The 23,396-nt window shown below is 45.7% G+C and carries 27 protein-coding genes; 14 read left to right on the forward strand and 13 right to left on the reverse strand.

The window, feature by feature from the left end:
* Positions 1 to 51: 51 nt before the first annotated feature.
* The 3 genes from WOA13_RS06475 to WOA13_RS06485 all read right to left on the reverse strand — a co-directional run bounded on the left by WOA13_RS06475 (position 52) and on the right by WOA13_RS06485 (position 2,245).
* Positions 52 to 1,281, reverse strand: a complete 1,230-nt coding sequence (locus tag WOA13_RS06475; protein ID WP_342127126.1) for a peptidase U32 family protein — start codon at positions 1,279 to 1,281, stop codon at positions 52 to 54.
* 79 nt (positions 1,282 to 1,360) lie between these two features.
* Positions 1,361 to 1,831, reverse strand: coding sequence for a GyrI-like domain-containing protein (locus WOA13_RS06480; RefSeq protein WP_342127127.1), 471 nt, complete (start codon positions 1,829 to 1,831; stop codon positions 1,361 to 1,363).
* Between the two features lie 75 nt (positions 1,832 to 1,906).
* Positions 1,907 to 2,245: a hypothetical protein gene (locus WOA13_RS06485; protein WP_342127128.1), complete on the reverse strand. Its 339-nt coding sequence runs from the start codon at positions 2,243 to 2,245 to the stop codon at positions 1,907 to 1,909.
* A 207-nt stretch (positions 2,246 to 2,452) separates the two neighbouring features.
* Here WOA13_RS06485 and WOA13_RS06490 point away from each other — a divergent pair, with 207 nt between their 5' ends.
* Positions 2,453 to 2,815 carry a hypothetical protein gene (locus WOA13_RS06490; RefSeq protein WP_342127129.1) on the forward strand — a complete coding sequence of 121 codons (363 nt, stop codon included), beginning with the start codon at positions 2,453 to 2,455 and terminating at the stop codon, positions 2,813 to 2,815.
* A gap of 35 nt (positions 2,816 to 2,850) precedes the next feature.
* On the opposite strand, the gene WOA13_RS06495 is transcribed toward WOA13_RS06490, so the two are convergent.
* From WOA13_RS06495 to ahbD, 10 genes are all read right to left on the reverse strand, one after another.
* Positions 2,851 to 3,630: a dihydroorotate dehydrogenase electron transfer subunit gene (locus WOA13_RS06495; protein ID WP_342127130.1), complete on the reverse strand. Its 780-nt coding sequence runs from the start codon at positions 3,628 to 3,630 to the stop codon at positions 2,851 to 2,853.
* A complete protein-coding gene (locus WOA13_RS06500; protein ID WP_342127131.1) occupies positions 3,630 to 4,532 on the reverse strand; it encodes a dihydroorotate dehydrogenase in 903 nt (300 codons plus the stop codon). Before WOA13_RS06500 ends, WOA13_RS06495 begins: the two co-directional genes overlap by 1 nt.
* A 20-nt stretch (positions 4,533 to 4,552) precedes the next feature.
* Positions 4,553 to 5,482, reverse strand: a complete 930-nt coding sequence (hemC, locus tag WOA13_RS06505) for a hydroxymethylbilane synthase (protein ID WP_342127132.1) — start codon at positions 5,480 to 5,482, stop codon at positions 4,553 to 4,555.
* 19 nt (positions 5,483 to 5,501) lie between these two features.
* Complete coding sequence (hemL, locus tag WOA13_RS06510; RefSeq protein WP_342127133.1) at positions 5,502 to 6,770, reverse strand: glutamate-1-semialdehyde 2,1-aminomutase; 1,269 nt, start codon at positions 6,768 to 6,770, stop codon at positions 5,502 to 5,504.
* Between the two features lie 77 nt (positions 6,771 to 6,847).
* Positions 6,848 to 7,822, reverse strand: coding sequence for a porphobilinogen synthase (hemB, locus tag WOA13_RS06515; protein WP_342127134.1), 975 nt, complete (start codon positions 7,820 to 7,822; stop codon positions 6,848 to 6,850).
* A gap of 11 nt (positions 7,823 to 7,833) precedes the next feature.
* Positions 7,834 to 9,102, reverse strand: a complete 1,269-nt coding sequence (hemA, locus tag WOA13_RS06520) for a glutamyl-tRNA reductase (RefSeq protein ID WP_342127135.1) — start codon at positions 9,100 to 9,102, stop codon at positions 7,834 to 7,836.
* A 93-nt stretch (positions 9,103 to 9,195) separates the two neighbouring features.
* The gene (locus WOA13_RS06525; protein ID WP_342127136.1) at positions 9,196 to 9,876 is read right to left on the reverse strand and encodes a precorrin-2 dehydrogenase/sirohydrochlorin ferrochelatase family protein; all 681 of its coding nucleotides are present in this window, start codon (positions 9,874 to 9,876) and stop codon (positions 9,196 to 9,198) included.
* Positions 9,877 to 10,335, reverse strand: coding sequence for a siroheme decarboxylase subunit beta (gene ahbB / locus WOA13_RS06530; RefSeq protein WP_342127180.1), 459 nt, complete (start codon positions 10,333 to 10,335; stop codon positions 9,877 to 9,879). It abuts the gene before it with no gap.
* A 34-nt stretch (positions 10,336 to 10,369) separates the two neighbouring features.
* A complete protein-coding gene (gene ahbA / locus WOA13_RS06535) occupies positions 10,370 to 10,825 on the reverse strand; it encodes a siroheme decarboxylase subunit alpha (RefSeq protein ID WP_342127137.1) in 456 nt (151 codons plus the stop codon).
* Between the two features lie 129 nt (positions 10,826 to 10,954).
* Complete coding sequence (gene ahbD, locus WOA13_RS06540) at positions 10,955 to 11,995, reverse strand: heme b synthase (RefSeq protein ID WP_342127138.1); 1,041 nt, start codon at positions 11,993 to 11,995, stop codon at positions 10,955 to 10,957.
* A gap of 186 nt (positions 11,996 to 12,181) precedes the next feature.
* Here ahbD and WOA13_RS06545 point away from each other — a divergent pair, with 186 nt between their 5' ends.
* The 13 genes from WOA13_RS06545 (at position 12,182) to WOA13_RS06605 (ending at position 23,310) form a co-directional block, all read left to right on the forward strand.
* Positions 12,182 to 12,310, forward strand: a complete 129-nt coding sequence (locus tag WOA13_RS06545) for a CcmD family protein (RefSeq protein ID WP_342127139.1) — start codon at positions 12,182 to 12,184, stop codon at positions 12,308 to 12,310.
* Positions 12,311 to 12,322: 12 nt separating this feature from the next.
* Entirely contained in the window at positions 12,323 to 12,703 is a 381-nt protein-coding gene (locus WOA13_RS06550; protein ID WP_342127140.1) for a cytochrome c maturation protein CcmE domain-containing protein, read from the forward strand.
* 47 nt (positions 12,704 to 12,750) lie between these two features.
* Positions 12,751 to 13,611 carry a polyprenyl synthetase family protein gene (locus tag WOA13_RS06555; RefSeq protein WP_342127141.1) on the forward strand — a complete coding sequence of 287 codons (861 nt, stop codon included), beginning with the start codon at positions 12,751 to 12,753 and terminating at the stop codon, positions 13,609 to 13,611.
* A 23-nt stretch (positions 13,612 to 13,634) separates the two neighbouring features.
* Positions 13,635 to 14,828, forward strand: coding sequence for a radical SAM/SPASM domain-containing protein (locus tag WOA13_RS06560; RefSeq protein ID WP_342127142.1), 1,194 nt, complete (start codon positions 13,635 to 13,637; stop codon positions 14,826 to 14,828).
* A 242-nt stretch (positions 14,829 to 15,070) separates the two neighbouring features.
* A complete protein-coding gene (ahaH, locus tag WOA13_RS06565) occupies positions 15,071 to 15,397 on the forward strand; it encodes an ATP synthase archaeal subunit H (RefSeq protein WP_342127143.1) in 327 nt (108 codons plus the stop codon).
* On the forward strand, positions 15,390 to 17,330 hold the full coding sequence (locus WOA13_RS06570) for a V-type ATP synthase subunit I (RefSeq protein WP_342127144.1): 1,941 nt from the start codon (positions 15,390 to 15,392) through the stop codon (positions 17,328 to 17,330). Before ahaH ends, WOA13_RS06570 begins: the two co-directional genes overlap by 8 nt.
* Positions 17,331 to 17,334: 4 nt before the next feature.
* Positions 17,335 to 17,574, forward strand: coding sequence for an ATP synthase (locus tag WOA13_RS06575; RefSeq protein ID WP_048205802.1), 240 nt, complete (start codon positions 17,335 to 17,337; stop codon positions 17,572 to 17,574).
* 50 nt (positions 17,575 to 17,624) lie between these two features.
* Positions 17,625 to 18,176 carry a V-type ATP synthase subunit E gene (locus WOA13_RS06580; protein WP_342127145.1) on the forward strand — a complete coding sequence of 184 codons (552 nt, stop codon included), beginning with the start codon at positions 17,625 to 17,627 and terminating at the stop codon, positions 18,174 to 18,176.
* Between the two features lie 7 nt (positions 18,177 to 18,183).
* Entirely contained in the window at positions 18,184 to 19,260 is a 1,077-nt protein-coding gene (locus WOA13_RS06585; protein ID WP_342127146.1) for a V-type ATP synthase subunit C, read from the forward strand.
* Positions 19,260 to 19,559 (forward strand): V-type ATP synthase subunit F, encoded by a 300-nt coding sequence (locus tag WOA13_RS06590; RefSeq protein ID WP_048205805.1) that lies wholly within the window; start codon positions 19,260 to 19,262, stop codon positions 19,557 to 19,559. Before WOA13_RS06585 ends, WOA13_RS06590 begins: the two co-directional genes overlap by 1 nt.
* The gene (locus WOA13_RS06595) at positions 19,550 to 21,286 is read left to right on the forward strand and encodes an ATP synthase subunit A (RefSeq protein ID WP_342127147.1); all 1,737 of its coding nucleotides are present in this window, start codon (positions 19,550 to 19,552) and stop codon (positions 21,284 to 21,286) included. Before WOA13_RS06590 ends, WOA13_RS06595 begins: the two co-directional genes overlap by 10 nt.
* A 2-nt stretch (positions 21,287 to 21,288) precedes the next feature.
* The gene (locus WOA13_RS06600) at positions 21,289 to 22,671 is read left to right on the forward strand and encodes an ATP synthase subunit B (RefSeq protein ID WP_048205807.1); all 1,383 of its coding nucleotides are present in this window, start codon (positions 21,289 to 21,291) and stop codon (positions 22,669 to 22,671) included.
* A gap of 21 nt (positions 22,672 to 22,692) precedes the next feature.
* The gene (locus WOA13_RS06605; RefSeq protein ID WP_342127149.1) at positions 22,693 to 23,310 is read left to right on the forward strand and encodes a V-type ATP synthase subunit D; all 618 of its coding nucleotides are present in this window, start codon (positions 22,693 to 22,695) and stop codon (positions 23,308 to 23,310) included.
* Positions 23,311 to 23,396 lie beyond the last annotated feature (86 nt).

Consider the following 23,396-nt stretch of genomic DNA (forward strand, 5'->3'; position numbering starts at 1 on the left):
GATTAATGGTAGAAATAAACTTCTAATTTTGATCGGATCGGTAATCTATAATTATTTAGAAGAATCCGGCACATCAAGCCTGTAAACCCTGTCATTCTCACGTACCTTGCCCTCAACAGCAAGGCCGATCTCTTCCCCGGGTTCAGCCCTCTGAACTGATCCGTCATCATTCCGGATCTCGGTCACTTTCTGCTCAAGGTATGTATTCTTACCTTCGATGATGATCTCATCACCAACCTCAATTCCGGATTCCAGAAGCTTTACCTCTGCAGCACCTTGTTTACGATAATAGTTGGTCACAACACCTACAGCCTGCCTCTTTACAACAGAGATATTCATATCCTGCTCGATATACATCCCATCAGGACCCGGAACACCGAAATAAAAGCCTGTGGAAAAGCCCCTGTTGAAAACCGATGCCATCTCTTCCTTCCAGCCGGCAGCCTTCTCCTGAGTGTAAGTACCTTCCCTGTACGCATCAAGTGCTTCGCGATAGCACCGGGAAACCGTTGAAGTGTATCTTGTATCCCTCAACCGCCCCTCAACCTTGAATGCATCCACGCCTGCATCGATAAGCTCAGGGATGTGTTCGATCATGCAGAGGTCCCTTGCGCTGAGCAGGTACTTGCCTTCAAGGTCAACCTCGCTCCCGTCCTCGCCCACCAGTTTCCAGCCCCAGCGGCATGGCTGTGAGCATTCCCCGCAATTGCCGGACTTGCCAAGGATATAGGCTGAAAGATAACACCTGCCGGATATGGCCTGGCACATGGCACCATGTATGAAAACTTCCAGTTCGGTATCGGTGTTCTGCCGGATGTCCTTTATCTGCTCGAGGCTCAGCTCCCTTGCAAGCACCACACGGGAAGCTCCGAGGGATGCATAGAAATTGACCGTCTGCCAGTTGGACACGTTCGCCTGTGTGGAAATGTGGACACGCAGACCTGCATCCACCGCTTTTGTGATCGCAGCAGGGTCCCAGGCAATGACAGCATCAACATCTGATGATGCCACTGCATCGATCACTTCATCAAGCTCGGGAAGGTCATCGGGATAGATCACGGTATTCAGTGCAAGGTAAGCATTCATACCCTGCTCCTTAACATCAGAAACAAAAGAGTTCAGGTCATCAAGAGTGATATCACAGGCCCTTGCCCTGAGGCTGAACCTGTCAACTGAAAAATAAACGCCATCTGCATGATCCTTGCATGCCGAAAGTGCTGCACGGTTCTTTACACCCATCATAAGTTCCGGGATCTTGCCGGATTTTTCAGGCTGGTCCATGAGGATAGCATCGTAAGTGATGATTTAAATCAGTTATTGTCAGGAACAAACAATCGCATAGACAGAAAAAGAAGGTGGATCAGTCCACCGGTGCGTATATCTCGGTGAGGATCTCCTCAGGAGGAACTTCCATAGGATCGTTCAGGTAGATCTCCCTTGTTGGTCCTGTAATGGTCAGTCCTTTTTCCTCGATCCAGGCAAAGAATTCCCTATAGGTTTGTGTGCTATCTTCATACGGACCCTTGTGGATGGTCTTTACCATCTTTCCGCCGGGAAGTTCGTAGCACTTTATCGTGTCAGTCCCATCTACCTTATTGGCTATCGGGACAGCTACCTCCACATCCGCATTCCCTTCACGATAGGCCTTCATAGCCGCCTCTTCACCGATTTCATGACAGATGAATGTCGGACCTCCTGTGATCTCAAGACCATTATCAAATGCATAATGGAAAAGATCGGGAAGCATCTCTGCGATCAGCTCATACTTTCCAGTCTTCCTCATTCCAATGACCAGCTGTGGCCCAACTTCAACAATATCTATGTCAGACATTACAATACCCCAAAAGGAAATTGAACTGAAGCTATTTATAGGCAACCAGATCCAATTAATTAGGCCTTTTCCGGATCATTCCTCGATGAACGGAAGAGAGACCCTGATAATGATCACGGAGACCAGACCCCAGGCAAATGGGAGCCAGAGAGGAATGTTCATGAACAAAGGAGCAGAGTAGGTCCAGACACCAAGATGGGTACCTATGAACTCGGCGGTACATCCAAGAATAATGCCTGAGACATAGATGATGTTGTCTCCTTTTGCAGACCATTTGAACTGTCTTGCACCATAAACGAGGATCATCAGGAAGGTCAGTAGAATGTTGTTCTGCCAGAACATCACTGCAAGCAATAATGCAATGGCAAAGATCAATAGCTCCCTTAATATATCATAGTTCACGACTTTTTTCATTCTCTGCTTAAAGTAAGTCTTTATATAAGTAGTATATGAAAACAAGCACTGCCTACTAAATAAATTTATGACTTTGCCGAAGAATAAATTTCAAAATGGAAAAAGTATATCTTTGATTGTGGTTATATATAAATATAGAAATACTGCGAATCAGGATTTCAATATTTAAAATACGCATATCCAGATATGTTCGGAATGGTGGGGAACATGACCTATATTGAGGATATCGGACTTAGTGACAGTGCAAAAGCTCATGCACTAACTTACCTGCGAAATGTAGAGATTACTGAACAGTACAGAGCACAGCTTTTCCAGTGGGTGGGGACCTATCTTGATGAAAGCACACTGGAAAACATTATTGCCTACAAGAAGTCCTCACACTGGGACCAACCCTTTGAATCGATCAGGTCAGAAGCTGAAAAGGACCTCGAACTGACAACACTCTACGCTTCCAGAGGAGAACAGTACGACATCGACCTGATGGTCTTTGAAGGAAACCTGCTGATACTTTTCAATGAAGTACTTTCAAAAGCAAAAGAACATCTTGAAAAGAAGGTAGTAGCCCACTAAAAATGAGAAATAGGGATTGTGGCCAGAAATCAGTTTCAGACCTTAACCCTCTGGCTGCTGGAACTTCTCTTGTAGTTGCCGAACTCTGAATCCAGCAATAAGGAACCGTTCAGTACAGGACCGTCCTTGCAGACCCTCAGCCCTTCGTGGTCCATGCAGCAGGCACCACACACCCCGATTGCGCATTTGAAATACCTGTGGAGACTAAACTCTGCCCGATCATGTGCACCCTTTTCCTCTAACATCTTGAGGACATTGAACATCATGATCTCAGGGCCACATACGCATATGCGGTCGTATTCGGAAACATCCATTTCTGCAAGTACAGTTGTGACAAAACCACAGGTTCCGGCAGAACCATCGTCTGTTGTCACAGTTATACCCCCTGCCTCTGAGAACCTTTTCTCAAAAACAAGCTCCGATGCATTCCTTGCACCGAGTATCGTGGTAACTTTTGCACCTACGGAAGCGGCCTCATCAGCAAGCGGTCCAAGTGGAGCAACGCCAACTCCGCCGGCGATTATCAGTATGTTCTCATCCTTTGCAGGTAATGTGAAGCCCTTTCCGAAAGGACCACGAAGACCGACGGAATCGCCTTCCTTCATCTCAAAGAGACGTGATGTAGCATCACCTACTTTCTGTACGGTGATACCGTTCTTGAAGGAGCAGCCCATTGGGACCTCGTCCACGCCACGTACCCAGACCATTACGAACTGGCCTGGCTGGGCATCATCGAGGGACGTGTCAAAACGGAATGTCCTGATAGAAGGAGTTTCCTCTACGATCTGTGTTATTTTAGAATTAATTGGACGCATCAGATCACCTCGTGGGCAAGGCCGGTAATATCTTCGACACCGGCATAACCATTGTTCTGCAGGAACTGCTCGATACCTGTTGCAATGTCTGCAAAGACCTCTACGCCTTCATGAACAGCTGAACCGATCTGGACAGCACTTGCGCCTGCCATTATCATCTCAACTGCATCTTCCCATGAGGACACTCCACCAACACCTATCACAGGGATATCCAGTGCCTCATAAAGGTCATAGACACACTTGATAGCAACCGGTTTTACCGCTGAACCGGAAAGTCCTCCGAACCGGTTTCCAAGTATGGGATACCCGGAATTGATGTCAATAGCCATTCCACGCAGGGTGTTGATAGCCACAACAGCAGCAGCACCGCCGTTCTCAGCAGCTTTGCCTATTGATTTAATATCAGTAACATTTGGTGTCAGCTTTACCCATACCGGGACATCCACGGCATCACAAACGGCAGCGGTGATCGCTTCCACCATACAGGAATCGGTTCCTATTGTAGCACCGTAACCTTCCGCATGCGGACAGCTGACGTTAAGTTCAAATGCATCAGGTTTGGCATCAGCCAGACCTTCAGCAACCCTGACGAATTCCTCCGCATTTCCGCCAAAGATACTTGCGATCACAGGAACATCAGCGCCTTCTTTTGCGATCTTTATCTCATTAACGAAATCCGCATAGGAAGGATTTGGCAGACCCATTGCGTTCAGGAAACCGCAGTCCAGCTTGACCATACTGGGATTCGGATGCCCGATCTTCGGCTCCGGCCCGATGGATTTTGTAACCACCGCACCTGCACCGGAATTTGTCATACGTACAAGGGAAGCACCTGTGGTACCCATGATACCCGATGCAAGTATTGTGGGATTCCTGAATTCAATGCCTGTGATCTTTACCATAATATATCACTCCGATCAATTCACTCATCTTCACAGCCGGAAAGCTCGCACACAGCATCCCGGACGAGTTCCTTGCCACCCATTTCAACAAGCATCCTTCCGATGCTGGCTGCATGTTCACGGTAGTTCTTCATCGGGATCATCTCATCGATGCGCACTTCACGTGTGCCATCAAGGGACAGCACTTCCACGAGTACGTGGATCTCATCGCCGTCATCACTGATACGTGCGAACGAGCCGATAGGAACAACACAACCGCCTTCGACATCCGTAATTAGTATACGTTCGACCTCGGTTTCGATCCTTGACTTCTCATGGTTAAGTTCAGAACAGATCTTCTCTGCCTCACTTCCAGATCTGGTAACGATCACAATGGTTCCCTGGTTGGCAGAAGGACAGAATCCTTCAGGAGGAAGGCGATGGACGTTCATTTCCCAACCCATGCGCTGCAGGCCTGCTTCTGCAAGCAATATACCATCATACAATCCGTCTTCAAGTTTCTTTATACGCGTATTGATGTTGCCTCTCAGGTCCTGTATGTTGAGGTCAGGACGGAAGCGCAAAAGCTGTGCACGCCTGCGCATAGAGGTCGTGCCGATAATAGCACCATCAGGAAGCTCATCCAGTGTTGAGCCGTCCTGTGTAAGGAGAACATCATAAGGAGAATCTCGCTCCAGAACTGCTGCAATAGCAAGCTCAGGAGGTCTTATTGTAGGAAGGTCTTTCATGGAGTGGACTGCAATGTCCACTTCACCGGCGATCATCCTGTCATCAAGTTCGCGGACAAATGCTCCCACGCCTGCAACCTCATGAAGGGGGCGGTCTGTGAAAACATCGCCTGATGTCTTGATTATCTCTCTTTCCAGTTCATGCCCGCGTTCTTCGAGCATTTTAGTAACAAGGTCTGCCTGAGCAACGGCAAGAGCACTTCCACGGGTTCCCAGTATCATACTGTGATCTCTCCTGGAATTATTTCAGGTTAGCTGCGTATGCATCAAGGGTCTTCTCGATATCATCCTCAGTGTGAGCTGTTGAAAGGAAGTTTGTCTCGAACTGGGAAGGTGGTACGAAAACACCGCTGTCCAGCATGTTGTGGAAGAACTGCAAGTAGCCTTCCTTGTCACATTTGAGAGCGTCCTGATAGTTCAGAGGCATATCCCCGAAGAACACCTTGAACATTGAACCAATACCACTGACATTGTAATCGAGTCCCTTGTCTGCAATGATATCCGTAAGGTTGGAACGCATCATATTACCAGTTGCTTCAAGCTTTTCATGGACCTTTTCCTTCTCAAGTACATCAAGGGCTGCAATACCGGCTGCAACTGATGCAGGACTTCCGCTAAAGGTTCCTGCCTGATAAACTGAACCTGACGGTGATATCATATCGATTATCTCACGCTTACCACCGAAAACGCCGATAGGAAGACCGCCACCTATGATCTTTCCAAGGGTTGTCATGTCAGGTGTGACACCGAAGTACTCCTGTGCACCACCCATTGCAAGCCTGAAACCGGTGATAACTTCGTCAAAGATAAGGACAACATCGTTCTCTTCAGTGACCTTTCTGACCTCTTTCAGGTAATCGCCTTCAGGAAGTATAGGACCAATGTTACCCAGTACAGGTTCCATAATTACCGCAGCCATGTCATCCTGGTTGGCCTCGATGACCTCTGTCATTGCCTCGATATCGTTGTAAGCGACCTGAAGGGTGTTCTTTGTGAAATCTGCAGGAATTCCAAGGGAATCCGGCTCACCGTGTGTGGTTGCTCCGGAGCCTGCTTTCACAAGCACAGCATCGTGAGCGCCATGGAAACCACCTTCGATCTTGATGAATTTATTCTTACCTGTAAAACCACGGGCAGCCCTGAGAGCACTCATGGTAGCTTCGGTACCTGTTGAAATGAACCTAAGCATATCGATGCTTGGATAGAGGGATGCGATCTTCTCTGCAAGGGTAACCTCAAGCTGGGTCGGGGTTCCGTAAAGCCAGCCTTTGTCAAGCTGGTCAATGATCGCCTGCCTGATTACAGGGTTTGCATGCCCCAGTATCTTGGGACCGTATGCAAGACAGTAATCGATGTACTCGTTGCCATCAACATCAGTGATATGAGAACCTTTCGCGGACTCTGTGTAGAACGGATATGGCTTGATTGCACGTACCGGACTGCTCACACCGCCTGGAAGTAGCATTTTTGCTTTGTCGAATAGATCCTTGGATTTGTCTAAAGTAACCATTATAACACCATTTGGAATTTGATCTGTGATTATGTTAAGATGAAATTATCAAGTTGAATAAAGCTGTCAGCATTAAATTATTTCAACATCCTTGCAAGGTCCTTTGCGAAATACGTCAGTATCATATCAGCACCTGCACGCTTGATCGACATCAATGATTCATACATGACCTTATTCTCATCCAGCCATCCCTTCTCTGCTGCTGCCTTGAGCATTGAGTACTCACCACTGACATTGTAAGCAGCAGTAGGCATCTTGAACTCATGCTTGATACGATAGATGATATCAAGATAAGGCAAAGCCGGCTTGACCATCACCATGTCAGCGCCTTCGAGTATGTCCAGTTCGACCTCGCGGATCGCTTCATCGGAATTTGCAGGATCCATCTGGTAAGCTGAACGGTCACCGAACTGGAAACCGGAATCTGCTGCATCCCTGAAAGGACCGTAGAACGCTGAAGAATATTTAGCTGCATAGGACATGATAGGAATGTTCTTGAAGTTCTCCTCATCAAGAGCCGTACGCATTGCACTGATCATACCATCCATCATACCGGAAGGGGCCACAATATCAGCACCTGCCTTTGCATGGCTCACAGCGATCTTGCCAAGTATGTCAAGGGTAGGGTCATTTAGAACTTCCTCGGTCTCAAAGTTCACGATTCCGCAGTGACCATGGCTTGTGTATTCACACATGCAGACATCGGTCATGACCACCATGTCCTTACCAAGGTCTTCCTTGATGGCACGGACGGCCTGCTGGACGATATCCTCCTCGCCGTAAGAGGATGTACCGGTCTCGTCCTTGTGCTCCGGAATTCCGAAAAGGATCAGTGCAGGAATTCCAAGATCTGCTGCATCCTTTGCATCATCGACGACCTTATCCAGAGGCAACCTCTGGACACCTGGCATGGATGATACTTCCACAGTAGAATCAATGGTCTCATCCACGAACATAGGATATATCAGGTCGTTCGCACTAAGTTCGGTCTCCCGAACCATATCGCGTATCTTACCACTTCTTAACCTTCGCATTCTAACCTGTGGGAACATAGTATCAACTCTTATTTTGTAGATTCATTATTCTTCTTGATCGGACTTATATCAAATAAACGGGATACGGAATCCAGGAATTCCTCGTCATCATACTCCGCAGCATTGCGCAATTTCTTGGTCGGCTCTGCCAGGATCTTATTGGTAATTGCACGCGTGAGGTCCACGAGCACCTTGCGTTCAAAGTCACCCATCGTATGATAGGCGCTCAACTTGTTAATGGCATGTTCCATCTCGGTCTCTCTCAGACCATAGGAATTGCTGTAAAGTTCTGAGATAATGACATCTGCTTTCTGGCGTTTGTACTGTGCTCCAAGAAGTTCCAGTTCCTGTCCAACTATGACCTCAGCTTTCTTGGCCTCTTCCAGCCTCATCTGAAGGTTCTTCTCATTGATAACACGCAAACTGTCAATATTGCGAAGGATCACATGAGGAATATCCTCCACCAGCGGGTCAATGTCCCTGGGACTTGCAATATCTATGAGAAGAAGTTCGTTCTCCCGACCGTCCATTACCTTTTCCACAAGATCCTTCTTCACAACATAGTGTGGTGCGGAAGTTGCAGTTATTACCACATCGGCGGCTGAGATATATTTCTCAAGCTGGTCGAACATGACAGCTTCGCCACCAAGTTCCACAGCAAGATCCTTTGCTTTCTCATATGTACGGTTTGCAATGTAGATGACATTCATGTCCCTGTGTGCAAGAGCCTTTGTGACCAGAGTACCCATTTCACCGGTTCCGACAACAAGGATGTTCTTGTCCTTCAGACCATGTAGGATATCCTCGGCAAGGTCAACAGCTGCGGAAGCAATGGAAACCGCACCTCTGTTGATAAAGGTCTCAGTTCGCACCCTCTTGCCAACCTGTATAGCCTTACTGAAAGCTGTATCCAGCACCTTTCCTACTGTGCCTGCCTCTTTTGCAATAAGGAACAGGTCCTTGATCTGGCCCAGGATCTGGTCCTCACCAATGATCATTGATTCAAGGCCTGATGCAAGCCTGAGAAGATGTCTTAAAGATTCATCATGGTCATAGAACTCAACAATATTAGCTGACACACCCATCTCTTTTGCAAAATGGAACAGTACGCTGCTACCCTTTGAGGAAACAACATAGATCTCCACACGGTTGCATGTCTTGAGCACTGCACATTCATAAACAAGTTCATTTGAATACAGCTGGTTCAGAACACCATCGAGGTCCCCATGCCATGAATCTTCCATTTCCTCGACTGTAGCCTTGGCATGTGTAATGACCATACTGGATATTTCTGTCACAGTGAACCTCCACAATGAACGTGCATTAGATGTAGCATATCTTCATGAACACGAACATCGAACTTAAATCTAATGTAATATCCCATGATAATATCAACCTTTCTTGCTTATGTGCTCCTGAACTATATCATATGCTGCATTATACCCTTTTTCATATGAGATCTCAAGAGCATCCCAGACAGCCCTATCCTCAAGTATCTCCCAGAGGATCGCTTTTCTGTCCTTCTGGTCTTCAACTTTGGTTTTCAGGATATTGCGGACCTCGTCCTGCAATCGTATCATATCCCCATACTGAGGAGTTATAAACGTTTCTATTTTTCTGCGCGTGTATTTTGACATTGCAGGACTCGAACCAAAAGTGGATATTCCGATGGTCAGACCTCCCCTCTTGATAACAGAAGGAATGACAACATCATCCGCCATATCGACACGGTTCACCAAAGCACCTGACATGCGTGCAAATTTTTCGATCCTGTCGTTGAGCTTAGCTATATTCGTTGCAGGAATAACAAGGAAAGCATCCGACACAAACTCTTTGAGCTTCTCATCGGGTGCGGACATAAGGTCCATGGAAACCAGCTCCACAGAAGATGAAGATGCAAGATCCCGAAGCTCGGGAACAAAATCCGCACTTACTACCAGCGTTTGTGCATACTCCGAAAAGAGGGATGCTTTGCGAAGACCAACAGAGCCTCCACCGAAAATTACCACTTTCTTCTCGCTCAGGTCAATGAAAAGCGGCAGATAATTACGGCCATCGGTCTGTTCTGCCATTCACAACCTCACACCTGTCTTTTTGAATTCACGAACACTGTATAATAACTGATAATCACTGATTCCGGTAGCCCTGGATATCTCCGAAGCGACGTATTCACAATCTTCCTTTGTATAGGAATGGACCATTGTGAACAGGTTGTATGGCCAGTCAGGATAACGAGGCCTTTCATAACAATGGGTCACTTCCGTAAATCCTGCCATTACGGCACCCACCTCTTCTACAAGTTCATCAGGTACATTCCATGTGCACATTGCATTTGCAGTGATACCTATAGCACGGTGCCCGATAGATGCCCCAAACCTTCGGATAAAACTGTTTTCCTGGAGTTTTTCTATCCTTTGGACAACTTCTTCCTCAGTGATACCCAATTCTTCAGAAATCTTAGCAAAAGGCGAATGCGTGAATGGGATTCCATCCTGAGTAAGTTTCAAAAGTCTGGTATCGCATTCATCCATGACAATATTGTCACAGGAATTGTTGCCAGAATTTTCATTTGACATCGAACTTCACCCCAATTTTAAAAAGGCGTTTTGTAGGCAGGTCGATCAGAGGACACCCGGTCTCTTCCTTAAGGTCATTGATTATCTGCTCCAGCCTTTCCCTATTAGCAGCAGATACTGTGAACCATATATTATAATCTGCCTGGCGCAAATAATTGTGTGAAACTTCCTGATGCTGATTGATAAGCTCCGCAATCTCATCGATCCTTGATTCAGGAGCTTTCAATGCAACAAGAGTGCTTATCCCGCCTACTCTCTTCGTGTTGATAACCGGACCTATCCTGCGCACTGCACCTTCTTCTTTCAGACGCTCCATGCGTTGCAGCAGTTCCACTTCAGAGATGCCCAGTTGGGCACTCAGTTTTTCAAAAGGATGAACATCAAGCGGAAAATCCAGCTGGATCAGGTTAAGGATATCCTTGTCAATTTCATCAAGTTGTATCATATGAATGAACACCAAATGTTTTTTAGGAGACTGTTTTTAGCAGGCTCCCGGATGCCATGCAGACTTCATGCCATCATTAGATTATAATGTTTTCCTGCAAACACAGCTTTTACCGGATACTTGCCCCAATTATCTGGGCACATATATGCAGTAAGGCTCTTCGGCCATGTAGTCACCTGTGGCAGCATATGCACGGGCACGACATCCGCCACATACTCCTTTGTAGCTACATTTTCCACACTTGCCGCCCAGACTGTCAAAATCCCTTAGATCATTGAACAATTTGGAATCTTCCCAGATCTCCTTGAAGCTCTGCTCTTTTATGTTTCCCGCAACTACAGGCAGATAACCACATGGCTGGACATCGCCGGTGCTTGAAACAAAACAGAAGCTTGTACCTCCGAGACATCCACGTGTCATTGCCTCATAACCATGGGTCTTTACAGAGACCTCGATCCCTTCCTTTTTAGCACGCTGGCGCATTATCCTGAAATAATGTGGAGCACAGGTTGCTTTTAGCTGGATACTGACATTCTTCTGCTGGTCATAGAACCAGTTGAGAACGCGCTCATATTCCACCGGAGGGATCTCCTCTTTCTCGAGGTTCTTTCCCCTGCCAGTAGGAACAAGCAGGAATATATGAAGAGCTTCTGCACCGATCTCGGTTGACAGCTCAAGTATTGCAGGGATCTCATCAAGGTTTCTTTTTGTGATGGTGGTGTTGATCTGGAAACCGAGACCACCTTTTTTGAGATATTCGATCCCACGCATGGCACCCTCAAACGCACCGGGAACTCCACGGAACTCATCATGGGTCTTTGCGGTAGAACCATCGATACTGATGCTTACCCGCTGGACACCGGCATCCTTGAGCTTTTTCACAACGACCTCATCAAGAAGGGTGCCGTTTGTTGCAAGAGCAACACGTAAGCCTTTATCGGTTGCATACCTGGCAACCTCAAAAACGTCTTTCCGGGTGAGTGGTTCCCCACCGGTGATAATGAGGATAGGATCACCAATTTCAGCGATCTCGTCAACAAAATGCTTTGCTTCATCCGTAGAGAGCTCACCTTCAGGTATCTCAGAGGTGGATGCACCCCTGCAATGGACACAAGAAAGATTGCAACCCCATGTCAGTTCCCATGCGATAAGTCTTGGAGGTTTTACCATGTCAGACAGTTCTCCTTTATGCCCTATATATAATGTAAGAATACAATAGAACATTCGTTCAATTTACTTAAATAGTATGGCAATATACTACACAGAACCCATATTAAACCGTGTCGTCAAGACACGGATAATAACAAAGGAAACCAGATTTTTCCGGCAATTAAGATCGATGAAGGGTGAACGGGCATGGTATTTGGAATACAGGCATTTCAGGCAGCTTTTGTCATCACATGGATAGTAGTATTATCATACATCTGTTACCTGATCTATAACCGTTCTAAGATGGAATCCCTAATTCTGAAGCTTAAAAAATGAAGGTATTTGCATATGGATAAAAAACGAAAGACGATCCTGACAACAATTGCCATAATAGCAGTGGTTGCGATCGGATTCTGGGGCGTGGATGTCGAACAGGGATATTACATGGTATCCGACATCACTGCCGACCCAACTGAGCATCTGGGACAGAAGGTCAACACCATGGGAGTTGTGAAGAATGGTAGCCTGAGCATCTCACCTGAGATAACCACCTTCACGCTGGTAGATGCAGAAGATGAGAACTACGAGATCGATGTGGAATACTCTGCTGACCTCCCCGCAAACCTCGCAGAGGGAAAAAGCATCAGTCTGACCGGAACCATGGTCTCTGAAACCCTTATCGATGCAGAGCAGATCGTGATGGGATGTCCGTCAAAGTACTCTGAATGAACTAAACATCAAAACAAAACAATAATTCCATATTATGAGGGCATGCGATGAACATCGAAGAATGGGAAGAGTACCAGCACATCAACGATGCAATGAACGATATGATCAGCAGTATGGATGATTCACCCCAGATGCAATCAGTGGTTGGCCACATTTGCAGATCCGGCGGTAAAAAGGTCAGGCCGATAATACTGATGCTTGCTTCCCGGATATGCGGAGGCAACTACGAAAAAAGCGTTAATGCCGCACTCGCCATCGAACTTATCCACTCGGCATCCCTGATACATGACGATATCCTGGACGAGGGTGTTATAAGAAGAGGCGTGGAGTCCGCCCATAAGAAATTCGGCCCTGCAGCTGCAATGCTTGCAGGAGACTACATGATATCAAAGTCAATAGACCTCATCTCATCATATGCTGCCCCCGTGGTAAGAGAGTTCGGACGTGCAGGAATGGCTATGGCAGAAGGCGAGACCATTGACATAAAAAGCACGAACGGAACCTTTGAGGACAGCAACTATTTTGATTGTATTAATAAGAAAACAGCTTCCCTTTTCGCTGCGAGTGCAGCCATGGGAGCATATATCGCAGATGCGGATGAAGCCACCGCAAAAATGTTGAAAGACTATGGGGAAAAGCTGGGGATAGCTTACCAGATAGTCGATGACCTTCTGGAATACACAGAAACTTCCGGAGATAAAAGATCAGACCATGAGTCGGTCTCCATTCTTCAGATATACCAGAAGGACATGAGCCGGCAGGAATCCATACAAAAAGCAACCGATGTCGCGATAGAGTATGTGGATATGGCAAAAGAAATCCTCGAAAAGTTCGGACCATCAGATGCAAAAGACAAACTTCTTAAGGTCACCGACTACATAACCATCGAAATGATCCCAGAATATTAAATCATAGAAACCCAGGTGAAGATATGCGGGTATATGAAAAATCAGTAATCAAAGTAAATGCCAGTACAGAGAACGGCAAAGTGGTCCTGGATACAGAAGGTCCGCTTTCAGCGGTTGCAAGCCCTGTCATCAAGAGGATCAATAAGATCTTCCAGGAAGAGAAACCTATCCGGGCAGATGACGAGAACATAATTTTTTCCACATGGTCACCACCGATACCCAGTACTGCCTTCAACAGGCTAATAAGTGCACAGATCGGGGCCATTATGAAGAAAAGGATACCCGACCAGTTCTCAATAGGAATTACTGATAAGTGTCCCTACAATTGCATCCACTGCGGGGCTGCAGGAATTGTTGCGGATCCTGAGATGACAGTTGAGGAGATCAACAGGGCAGTTGAGGAAGCTATCGATCTTGGAGCATATTCGATACAGTTCGATGGTGGTGAGACAATGCTCCGAGGCGACATAGTGGACATGGTTGCAAATGTCGATAAGACAAGAGCCATTGCCACATGTTTTACATCCGGTTTCAGGCTGACACCGGAAAGGGCAACGGACCTCAAGAACGCAGGGCTTTTTGCAACACACATCAGTATTGACAGTCCTTTCGAAAGCGAGCATGACCGTGTCCGTGGAAGAGAAGGTGCTTACCAGAATGCAATGGATGGAATTAAGAACAGTCTTGATGCAGGTATGCTGACGGATATGTTCGTAGTCGTTTCCCCTGACAATATCGACGACCTGGAAGATTTCTATGGACTTGCAGAAAGCCTTGGAATGCATGAGATGTCAATCTATGAGATCATTGCTGTTGGCAGATGGCTTGAACGTGAAGATGAAACGATCAGTCAGAAGGATGTCGATAGGCTTGAAAAGTTCCAGAAAGAAAAGAACAGGACAGTTGGCGGACCAAGGGTCACTGCATTCCCATATTTCATGGGACCTGACCAGTTTGGCTGTTTTGCCGGAAGGAGATGGATACATGTATCATCCGGTGGCGACGTCATGCCATGTGCATACACACCACTTGCTTTCGGTAACATAAGAGAGGACAGTCTTGAGGATATCTGGAAGCGCATGGGCAAACATAGCGCATACAAAGGCTCTGCAGAATATTGTATGATGCGCAACCCAGAATTCAGGAAGAAATACATACACACGATACCAAAGGATGCGATCGTACCTATAAGGGTCGACATTCAGGAAAGGAACTGACCTGATTTTTTAGTGCCCGACAAGTAAGACAATTGTATTAATAAAGTTCTGAACTGCCAAACAACAGATAATCGACAGTCAGAACTTGATTATATTATATACCTTTCGCAAATAAGTCATGATAAATTATTAACATTTCCGCAATCAGAAAGGTGGAACCGAATAACTTATATGCATGTTTGCTATAGGGGTGGGTAAATCACGCGCTAAGTAAACAGTTTATCGACATATTGAGGATTTATATGGCCAAAGATAAAATATTATCCGAAATAAAGGAAGCAGAACAAAGTGCGGCCAAAATGGTGGAGGAAGGGCTTAAAAGTAAGAACGAGCGCATTATGAATGCTCGTGCTGAAGCCAGAGAGATCATCAAGGAGGCAGAATCTGATGCGACAAAATCCGCACAGAGTGCACTTAGATCTGCTGAAGAAACAATAAAACAAGAATCTGACAAAATTATCAGCAACGGTAACAACGAAGCTTCATCCATCGGTAAGAATGCTGAAGCTAACATTGACAAGGCCGTTGAGAACTTAATCAGCGAGTTTGAGAGGGCAATTCATGCTTAAGCCAAAAGAGATGAGTCGTGCCATCATTGTCGGTCACAAGGAAATCATGGAAGAAACAATTGAGGCTCTCCATGGCACCAATTTATTCCACCTTGAGGACTACAATGAGGATGGTTCCGGACTCAAACTTGGCAGACCTTTCGAAAACGCAGGTGAAGTTTCCAAAAAGATTGTACAGTTAAGATCCATTTCATCTTTCCTTGGCATCTCTAAATCAGATGCACCAAAGCAGAAAGAAAGCACTGTTATAAGCGACCTTGATTCCAAACTTGAAAAGCTGGATACAGAGGTCACTGAAAAGACAGAAAAGAGATCAGAACTGGAATCTAAATTAAAGGAACTTGAAACACTGAAAAAAGACCTTGCCCCATTCTCAGCAATTCCGATCGACATGGAATTGTATCGTAACTACGAGAATATAGCAGTCTTTGCAGGTACTGTCAAGGAAGATGTAGGTCCTGCCATTTCAAAGGTAACATCTGCCTACGAGATGGAATATGACCACAATTCCGGAACTGTAGTATTGTTTGTCAAAAAAGAGGATGAAGCAAAGACCTCAGAGGTACTTTCAAACTTTGAATACAGAGAGCTTAGAATCCCTGAAATCAGTGGAAAGCCGCAGACTTTGATCGCAGGCTTTGCATCTGAGGAAGCAAACATCCAGAAACAGATCGATGCACTGGAAACAGATATGCAGGCGATCAAAGATAAATATTCAGAATTCATACTTGCCAGTGACGAAGTACTTTCTATTAAAGCCGAGAAAGCAGAAGCTCCAGTCAAGATCGCAACATCCGAGCACACATTCATCGTTGATGGATGGGTTCCGGCAGACAGCGTTTCAAAGCTAGAGAATATTGTAAACACTGCAACTAACGGACGAGCTTATGTATCAGTACAGGAGATCGAAAAGAAAGATACTGACATCATACCTATTGAATATGATAATCCAAAGGTAACACGACCATTCCAGGAGATTATGGACCTTTATGCACGTCCAAAATACAAGGAAATTGATCCAACTGCCCTGATATTCTTATCATTCCCACTTTTCTATGGTATGATCCTTGGAGATATCGGATATGCATTGATCCTTCTGACACTTGCAGTTGCGATCAAGAAGATGGTAAATTCAGATGCAGTGAAACCTCTGATGAACGTACTTATCTACTGTCAGATATCAACATTGATATTTGGAATCCTATATGCTGAATTCCTTGGATTCCCACTCGCAAGCCTGCACACAGACCATGGCTCAATACCTGGACTGATCGCAGGATTTGAAACAATAACACTGTTCACAACCCCTATCGCAGGAGAACCTATTACATATCCAATACACCGTACACATCTTGTTATGACAATGATCATTGCAACAGCACTTATTGGTCTGCTTCATATCAATTTTGGATACATACTTGGATTTATAAACGAGAAGAGAAACCACGGTTTTACTGCAGCGATGCTTGAAAAAGGAAGCTGGATTGTAGTAGAACTTGGAATAGCTCTGGCAGTGCTCGGTTACACCGGTATTGCACCTACACAGGTAATAGGAATCATAGTGTTCCTCATAGGATTAGTCATGCTCATAAAAGGAGAAGGCGCAATAGCAGTTATCGAATTACCTGCACTTTTAAGTAATGCACTTTCCTACACTCGTTTAATCGCAGTAGGATTGTCATCAATTTATATTGCATCAACTGTCAACCTCATAGCATTTGATATGATCTGGTCCCAGGGTGGGATCGTGGCAGCTATTGGTGCAATACTCGTATTCATATTCGGACATGCTTTAAACACAGTCCTGAGTATAATAGCCCCCGGATTACATGCACTCAGGTTGCAGTATGTAGAGTTCTTCGGAAAATTCTACGAAGGTGGCGGAAGAAAATACAACCCATTCGGATATATAAGAAAATACACGGAGGAATAAACAAATGGTAGACGCAGCAACAACAGCAACAATGATGGACCCAGCAGGATTAAAGGCAATCGGAGCAGGACTCGCAGTAGGACTTACAGGACTTGCATCCGGTATTGCAGAAAAGGATATCGGATCAGCAGCAATCGGTGCAATGGCAGAAAACGAGAGCCTGTTCGGTAAAGGTTTGATCCTTACTGTAATTCCAGAGACAATCGTCATTTTCGGACTTGTCGTCGCACTGCTTATCAGCTAAGTTAATTTGAGAGCATTTTTTGCTCTTAAATTCTTTGAAGGTGTCAGAGCATGGGACTCGAAACAGTTATTAAAGATATCATGGATGCCGCACAGGCAGAAGTTACCATGATCAATGCAGATGCTGATGCAGAAGTATCTCAGATACTTGATGAAGCAAGGCAGAATGCAAAGAACATCATGGGTGACCGTCTGGCAAAAGCAGAAGATGATATTGCAAGATTACGCCAGCAAGAGACATCCAGCGCAAACCTGGAAGTCAAACGTGCAATGCTTAATGCCCGCAAAGAAGTCCTTGACAAAGTATACAACAATGCAGAGGAGTCTATAGTATCACTTCCTGAAGCAAAACAGGAAGAACTGTTAAAGGCCATCATCGAACAGAATGAAGCCAATGGCAGCAAGATATATTCAAACAAAGACTCTGAAGAACTTGTCAGAAAGTTGTCCTCACTTGAATATGCCGGCAATATCAACTGTATTGGCGGAGTTGTCATTGAGAACGACGATGGAACAGTTCGTCTGGATTATACATACGACATAATCCTGAAGAACGTTAATGAGCAATCATTGAAACAGACATCTGATATCTTGTTCGGGTGATTTTTAAATGCGGCTTTTGCAAAAATTCAGAGGAAAAAGTAGTCCGAAACAGGGCGGAAGTGGTGGCTCTAACTACGCTTACGTGACTGCACGTGTTCGGGCAATGAAGAGCAATCTTCTTCCAAAGGAAACCTATCCCCGACTTATGAACATGGGTATCGACGAGATCACCCGTTTCATTGAAGAGTCACAGTACAAACAGGATGTCGATGAACTGGCAAGAGTATACGACGGCGTGGACTTGTTCGAGCACGCATTGAACAGGAACCTTGCAGTCACATTTACAAAGCTTATCAGTATCTCAGAAGGGGAACTTAACTTCCTGATCTCTGAATATCTTAAGAAATATGATATCTGGAGCATCAAGACAATCCTGCGTGGAAAGTACTGTGGTGCATCAGTAGAAGAGATCAACGATAGCATTGTTTCCGCCGGACAACTGTCTTATTCATTTTTGTCAAGCCTTGCAGAAAAAGAATCCTATGAAAGCGTCATCGATGCTCTCAGTGGAACCGATTATTACCCGACATTGAAAGGTTATGATGGTACAAACCTCTCTGCTATTGAAAACCAGCTTGACAAGATGTACTATGACGGCTTGTTCTATGCATTAGGAAATCCAAAATCAAAGGATAGTAAACTGTTCGCAAAGCTCATTCGTACTGAGATCGACAGCAAGAACCTGAGCACTCTTTTCAGGTTAAAGAATGCCGGTGTCGAAGAGGATGAAATTGCAGAACTTATACTTGATGGCGGGCTTCATATAAGCAAGAAAGAGATCGAAAGGCTATTGCCACTTTCATTTAGTGATTTTGTACAGTCACTTGAGAAGTATCCTTGTTGGGAGGACATTTCCGACATTGTGAAACCTGAAATGGAATCATTGGTGGAGCTGGAAACCCAACTCACAAAGTACAACATCAAGTCAGCTACAAGCTTTTCACATATGTATCCACTTTCTATTGTTCCAATCATGGATTATATCCTGAACAAAAAGAACGAGGTTAACAACTTGCGTATTATTATGCGCGGAAAGGCAGCAAACCTTGATGAAGAAATTATCAGGAACCAGTTGGTGATCTAATGGAATTAGCAGTAGTAGGTAACAGCGAGTTTGTTACAGGATTCAGGCTGGCTGGTGTCAAGAAGATATACGAAGCCAATGATGATGAGTTAGAATCCGTGGTCACAAAGGTCCTCGAGGATTCTGATGTCGGAATATTTGTCATGCATGGCGATGACGTTAACAAACTACCGGAAATTTTGAGAGACACGCTAAGTGAGTCTGTTGAGCCAACAGTCGTTACTCTCGGAGGAACTGGTGAAAGCTCAAATTTAAGGGAAAAGATAAAACAATCGGTAGGTGTAGATCTGTGGAAGTAAATGGTGAAATTTATCGCGTGGCAGGACCGGTCGTCACAATTATAGGTATTAAACCAAAAATGTACGATGTGGTCAAGGTAGGTCACGAAGGACTGATGGGAGAAGTCATCAGGATCGAAGGCGAAAAAGCCACTGTTCAGGTATATGAGGATACATCCGGTATCAGGCCGGGAGAACCTGTAGTGAACACTGGTATGCCTTTATCCGTGGAACTTGGACCCGGATTATTAGAAAGTATTTATGATGGTATTCAGAGACCTCTCCAGGTGTTGCAGGAAAAGATGGGCAACTTCATTGAGAGAGGAGTAACTGCAAACGGACTTAACCGTGACAGGAAATGGGAATTCACACCAACAGTAAGCAAAGGCGATGCTGTAGAAGGTGGAAGTGTTATTGGTGTTGTTCAGGAAACAGCAAACATCGAACACAAGATCATGGTCCCACCAACAGTATCAGGTACAGTCGAAGAGATCAAGAGCGGAAGCTTCACGGTCGACGAAACTGTATGTGTGCTCGCTGATGGAACCGAGCTTCCAATGATGCAGAAGTGGCCAGTACGAGGACCACGTCCTGTAGCTAAGAAGCTCATGCCAACCAAGCCACTGATCACAGGTCAGAGGATCCTTGATGGTATGTTCCCTGTCGCAAAGGGCGGTACCGCTGCAATTCCAGGTCCATTCGGATCAGGAAAGACAGTTACACAGCAGCAGCTCGCAAAATGGAGTGACACAGATATTGTGGTCTACATTGGTTGTGGAGAGCGCGGTAATGAGATGGCTGAGGTATTGAACGAGTTCCCTGAACTCGAAGATCCAAAGACCGGACGTCCACTCATGGAGAGGACAGTTCTTATCGCAAACACATCCAACATGCCTGTAGCTGCTCGTGAAGCATCTGTTTACACCGGAATCACAATTGCAGAATATTACAGAGACATGGGATACGATGTATCACTCATGGCTGACTCAAGCTCAAGATGGGCAGAAGCAATGAGAGAGATCTCATCAAGGCTTGAAGAGATGCCTGGAGAAGAAGGTTATCCAGCATACCTTTCAGCAAGGCTCTCAGAGTTCTATGAGCGTGCAGGTTCCGTGAACTCACTTGCAGGACTTGACGGTTCAATTACAGTCATTGGCGCAGTATCACCACCTGGTGGTGACTTCTCCGAGCCAGTCACACAGAACACACTTCGTATCGTTAAAGTGTTCTGGGCTCTTGACGCAAAGCTCTCACAGAGAAGACACTTCCCATCCATTAACTGGCTGACAAGTTACAGTCTGTACACCCAGGGTCTTGCAGACTGGTTCTCCGAGAACGTCGCAGCTGACTGGACTGACCTCAGGGATAATGCAATGGACCTTTTGCAGCAGGAATCCGAACTTCAGGAGATCGTCCAGCTCGTCGGTTCAGACGCACTTCCGGAAGACCAGCAGTTGACACTCGAGATCGCACGTATGGTAAGGGAATACTTCCTCCAGCAGAATGCGTTCCACCCTGTTGACACATACTGTCCATTTGACAAGCAGTACAAGCTTCTCAAATCTATCACAAAGTATGGTGAAATGGCAACAGCTGCACTTGACTCAGGAATCCCAATGAACAAGATCATCTCCATCGAATCAAAGGATGAACTTGCAAAGGTCAAGTTCGAAGAAGATTTCGACGGAGAACTTGAAAAAGTCATGGCAAAGATGGATGAAGAATTTGCTCAGCTCGGAGGCAACTGAACATGACCAAAGAATACAAAACGATCGTAGAGGTTTCCGGACCTCTTGTTTTCCTTGAGAAGACAGAACCTGTAGGCTATAATGAACTTGTTCACATCAACCTGCCTGATGGAACCACCAAGAGAGGTCAGGTTCTTGACACATCTGCAGACATGGTAGTTGTTCAGGTTTTCGAAGGTACAGGAGGACTCAACGAGGAATCCGGTGTTGTCTTCAGTGGCGAAACCATCAAGCTCCCTGTATCAAAGGATATGCTTGGAAGGATCCTCTCAGGATCAGGTGAACCACTCGATGGTGGACCACGTATCGTCCCTGACGAGAAAGTGGACATCAATGGTGCATCAATGAACCCATATTCCAGGATGCCACCAGAAGACTTTATCCAGACAGGTATCTCCACAATCGATGGTACAAACAGTCTTGTAAGGGGACAGAAACTTCCTATCTTCTCCGGATCAGGTCTGCCACACAACGAGATCGCACTTCAGATCGCAAGGCAGGCAAAGGTTCCTGGAAGCGATGAAGATTTCGCAGTAGTTTTCGCTGCAATGGGTATCACCAACGAAGAAGCACAGTACTTCATGGAGGACTTCGAGAAGACAGGTGCTCTTGAAAGGGCTGTTGTTTTCCTTAACCTTGCAGATGACCCTGCTGTCGAGCGTATCACAACTCCAAGGATGGCTCTTACAGCTGCAGAATACCTTGCTTACGAGCATGACATGCACGTACTCGTAATCCTGACAGATATCACAAACTACTGTGAAGCACTCCGTCAGATGGGCGCAGCAAGAGAAGAGGTTCCAGGAAGACGTGGTTACCCAGGTTACATGTACACTGACCTTGCATCCCTCTATGAGAGAGCAGGTGTTATCAAAGGCCTTAAGGGATCTGTTACTCAGTTCTCTATCCTTACAATGCCTGGTGACGATATCACTCACCCGATCCCTGACCTTTCCGGTTACATCACCGAAGGACAGATCGTGGTTTCCCGTGAACTTCACAGGAAGGGTATCTACCCACCAATCAATGTATTGCCATCACTTTCCCGTCTTATGAACTCCGGTATAGGAGATGGAAAGACAAGGGATGACCACAAGGCAGTATCTGACCAGATGTATGCAGCATACGCAGAAGGTCGTGACCTTCGTGGACTTGTTGCTATCGTCGGTAAAGAAGCATTGTCCGAAAGAGACAGGACAATCCTTGAGTTCGCAGATCTGTTCGAAGACAGATTCGTGCGCCAGAGCAGAGATGAGGACCGTTCCATCGATGACACACTTAGAATCGCATGGGAGATCCTTTCAGAGATGCCTGAAGCACAGCTTTCAAGGATCGATAACAAGTACATTGACAAGTACCACCCTGCTCACAAGACCAGCGAGTGATGCTGTAGCGAGGGATCTATAATGGGCGCAAAAGACGTTAAACCAACTCGATCAGAACTCATTGAACTAAAGAAGAAGATCAAGCTCTCAGAAGGTGGCCACAAGCTGCTGAAAATGAAGAGAGATGGCCTTATCCTTGAGTTCTTTGATATCTTAAGCAAAGCAAAGGATGTACGCTCTGAGTTGGATGCTGCCTATGAAAGGGCCAATGAGCAGATCGGTATCGCAGAATCTGTGGAAGGCAGAATAACTGTCAAATCCACAGCATTTGCAATGAAAGATGCACCACAGATCGAGCTCGAAAGCCACAACATCATGGGTGTAGTAGTGCCAAAGATCGAATCCTCAAGTGTGCGTAAACCCATAAACAAGCGCGGATACGGAATTCTTGGAACAAGCTCTTACATTGACGAAGCCGTCGATTCATATGAAGTTCTGGTTGAGAAGATCATTCTGGCAGCAGAGATCGAAACAACCATGAAGAAGCTTCTCGATGATATCGAAAAAACAAAGAGGCGTGTCAATGCACTTGAGTTCAAGGTCATACCTGAACTGAAGGAATCCATGAGCTTCATCAGTCTCCGTCTTGAAGAAATGGAAAGAGAGAACACATTCCGCTTGAAGAGGATCAAAGCATAAGGCTTTCTCATGCAGCAGAAATCCTCTGATCGGCCAAATATGGCCGACAGACTTTTTTTTATTTTAACTCAGCCCGAGAACCTTGC

The organism is Methanococcoides sp. LMO-2 (assembly GCF_038432375.1).
In the GTDB taxonomy this organism is placed as follows: domain Archaea; phylum Halobacteriota; class Methanosarcinia; order Methanosarcinales; family Methanosarcinaceae; genus Methanococcoides; species Methanococcoides cohabitans.

Excerpts from the sequence above, each read along its gene's own strand:
- WOA13_RS06475 (WP_342127126.1), bottom strand. The coding sequence starts at position 1,281 with ATGGACCAGCCTGAAAAATCCGGCAAGATCCCGGAACTTATGATGGGT.
- WOA13_RS06480 (WP_342127127.1), bottom strand. The coding sequence starts at position 1,831 with ATGTCTGACATAGATATTGTTGAAGTTGGGCCACAGCTGGTCATTGGA.
- WOA13_RS06485 (WP_342127128.1), bottom strand. The coding sequence starts at position 2,245 with ATGAAAAAAGTCGTGAACTATGATATATTAAGGGAGCTATTGATCTTT.
- WOA13_RS06490 (WP_342127129.1), top strand. The coding sequence starts at position 2,453 with ATGACCTATATTGAGGATATCGGACTTAGTGACAGTGCAAAAGCTCAT.
- WOA13_RS06495 (WP_342127130.1), bottom strand. The coding sequence starts at position 3,630 with ATGCGTCCAATTAATTCTAAAATAACACAGATCGTAGAGGAAACTCCT.
- WOA13_RS06500 (WP_342127131.1), bottom strand. The coding sequence starts at position 4,532 with ATGGTAAAGATCACAGGCATTGAATTCAGGAATCCCACAATACTTGCA.
- hemC (WP_342127132.1), bottom strand. The coding sequence starts at position 5,482 with ATGATACTGGGAACCCGTGGAAGTGCTCTTGCCGTTGCTCAGGCAGAC.
- hemL (WP_342127133.1), bottom strand. The coding sequence starts at position 6,770 with ATGGTTACTTTAGACAAATCCAAGGATCTATTCGACAAAGCAAAAATG.
- hemB (WP_342127134.1), bottom strand. The coding sequence starts at position 7,822 with ATGTTCCCACAGGTTAGAATGCGAAGGTTAAGAAGTGGTAAGATACGC.
- WOA13_RS06525 (WP_342127136.1), bottom strand. The coding sequence starts at position 9,876 with ATGGCAGAACAGACCGATGGCCGTAATTATCTGCCGCTTTTCATTGAC.
- ahbB (WP_342127180.1), bottom strand. The coding sequence starts at position 10,335 with ATGGATGAATGCGATACCAGACTTTTGAAACTTACTCAGGATGGAATC.
- ahbA (WP_342127137.1), bottom strand. The coding sequence starts at position 10,825 with ATGATACAACTTGATGAAATTGACAAGGATATCCTTAACCTGATCCAG.
- ahbD (WP_342127138.1), bottom strand. The coding sequence starts at position 11,995 with ATGGTAAAACCTCCAAGACTTATCGCATGGGAACTGACATGGGGTTGC.
- WOA13_RS06545 (WP_342127139.1), top strand. The coding sequence starts at position 12,182 with ATGGTATTTGGAATACAGGCATTTCAGGCAGCTTTTGTCATCACATGG.
- WOA13_RS06550 (WP_342127140.1), top strand. The coding sequence starts at position 12,323 with ATGGATAAAAAACGAAAGACGATCCTGACAACAATTGCCATAATAGCA.
- WOA13_RS06555 (WP_342127141.1), top strand. The coding sequence starts at position 12,751 with ATGAACATCGAAGAATGGGAAGAGTACCAGCACATCAACGATGCAATG.
- WOA13_RS06560 (WP_342127142.1), top strand. The coding sequence starts at position 13,635 with ATGCGGGTATATGAAAAATCAGTAATCAAAGTAAATGCCAGTACAGAG.
- ahaH (WP_342127143.1), top strand. The coding sequence starts at position 15,071 with ATGGCCAAAGATAAAATATTATCCGAAATAAAGGAAGCAGAACAAAGT.
- WOA13_RS06570 (WP_342127144.1), top strand. The coding sequence starts at position 15,390 with ATGCTTAAGCCAAAAGAGATGAGTCGTGCCATCATTGTCGGTCACAAG.
- WOA13_RS06575 (WP_048205802.1), top strand. The coding sequence starts at position 17,335 with ATGGTAGACGCAGCAACAACAGCAACAATGATGGACCCAGCAGGATTA.
- WOA13_RS06580 (WP_342127145.1), top strand. The coding sequence starts at position 17,625 with ATGGGACTCGAAACAGTTATTAAAGATATCATGGATGCCGCACAGGCA.
- WOA13_RS06585 (WP_342127146.1), top strand. The coding sequence starts at position 18,184 with ATGCGGCTTTTGCAAAAATTCAGAGGAAAAAGTAGTCCGAAACAGGGC.
- WOA13_RS06590 (WP_048205805.1), top strand. The coding sequence starts at position 19,260 with ATGGAATTAGCAGTAGTAGGTAACAGCGAGTTTGTTACAGGATTCAGG.
- WOA13_RS06600 (WP_048205807.1), top strand. The coding sequence starts at position 21,289 with ATGACCAAAGAATACAAAACGATCGTAGAGGTTTCCGGACCTCTTGTT.
- WOA13_RS06605 (WP_342127149.1), top strand. The coding sequence starts at position 22,693 with ATGGGCGCAAAAGACGTTAAACCAACTCGATCAGAACTCATTGAACTA.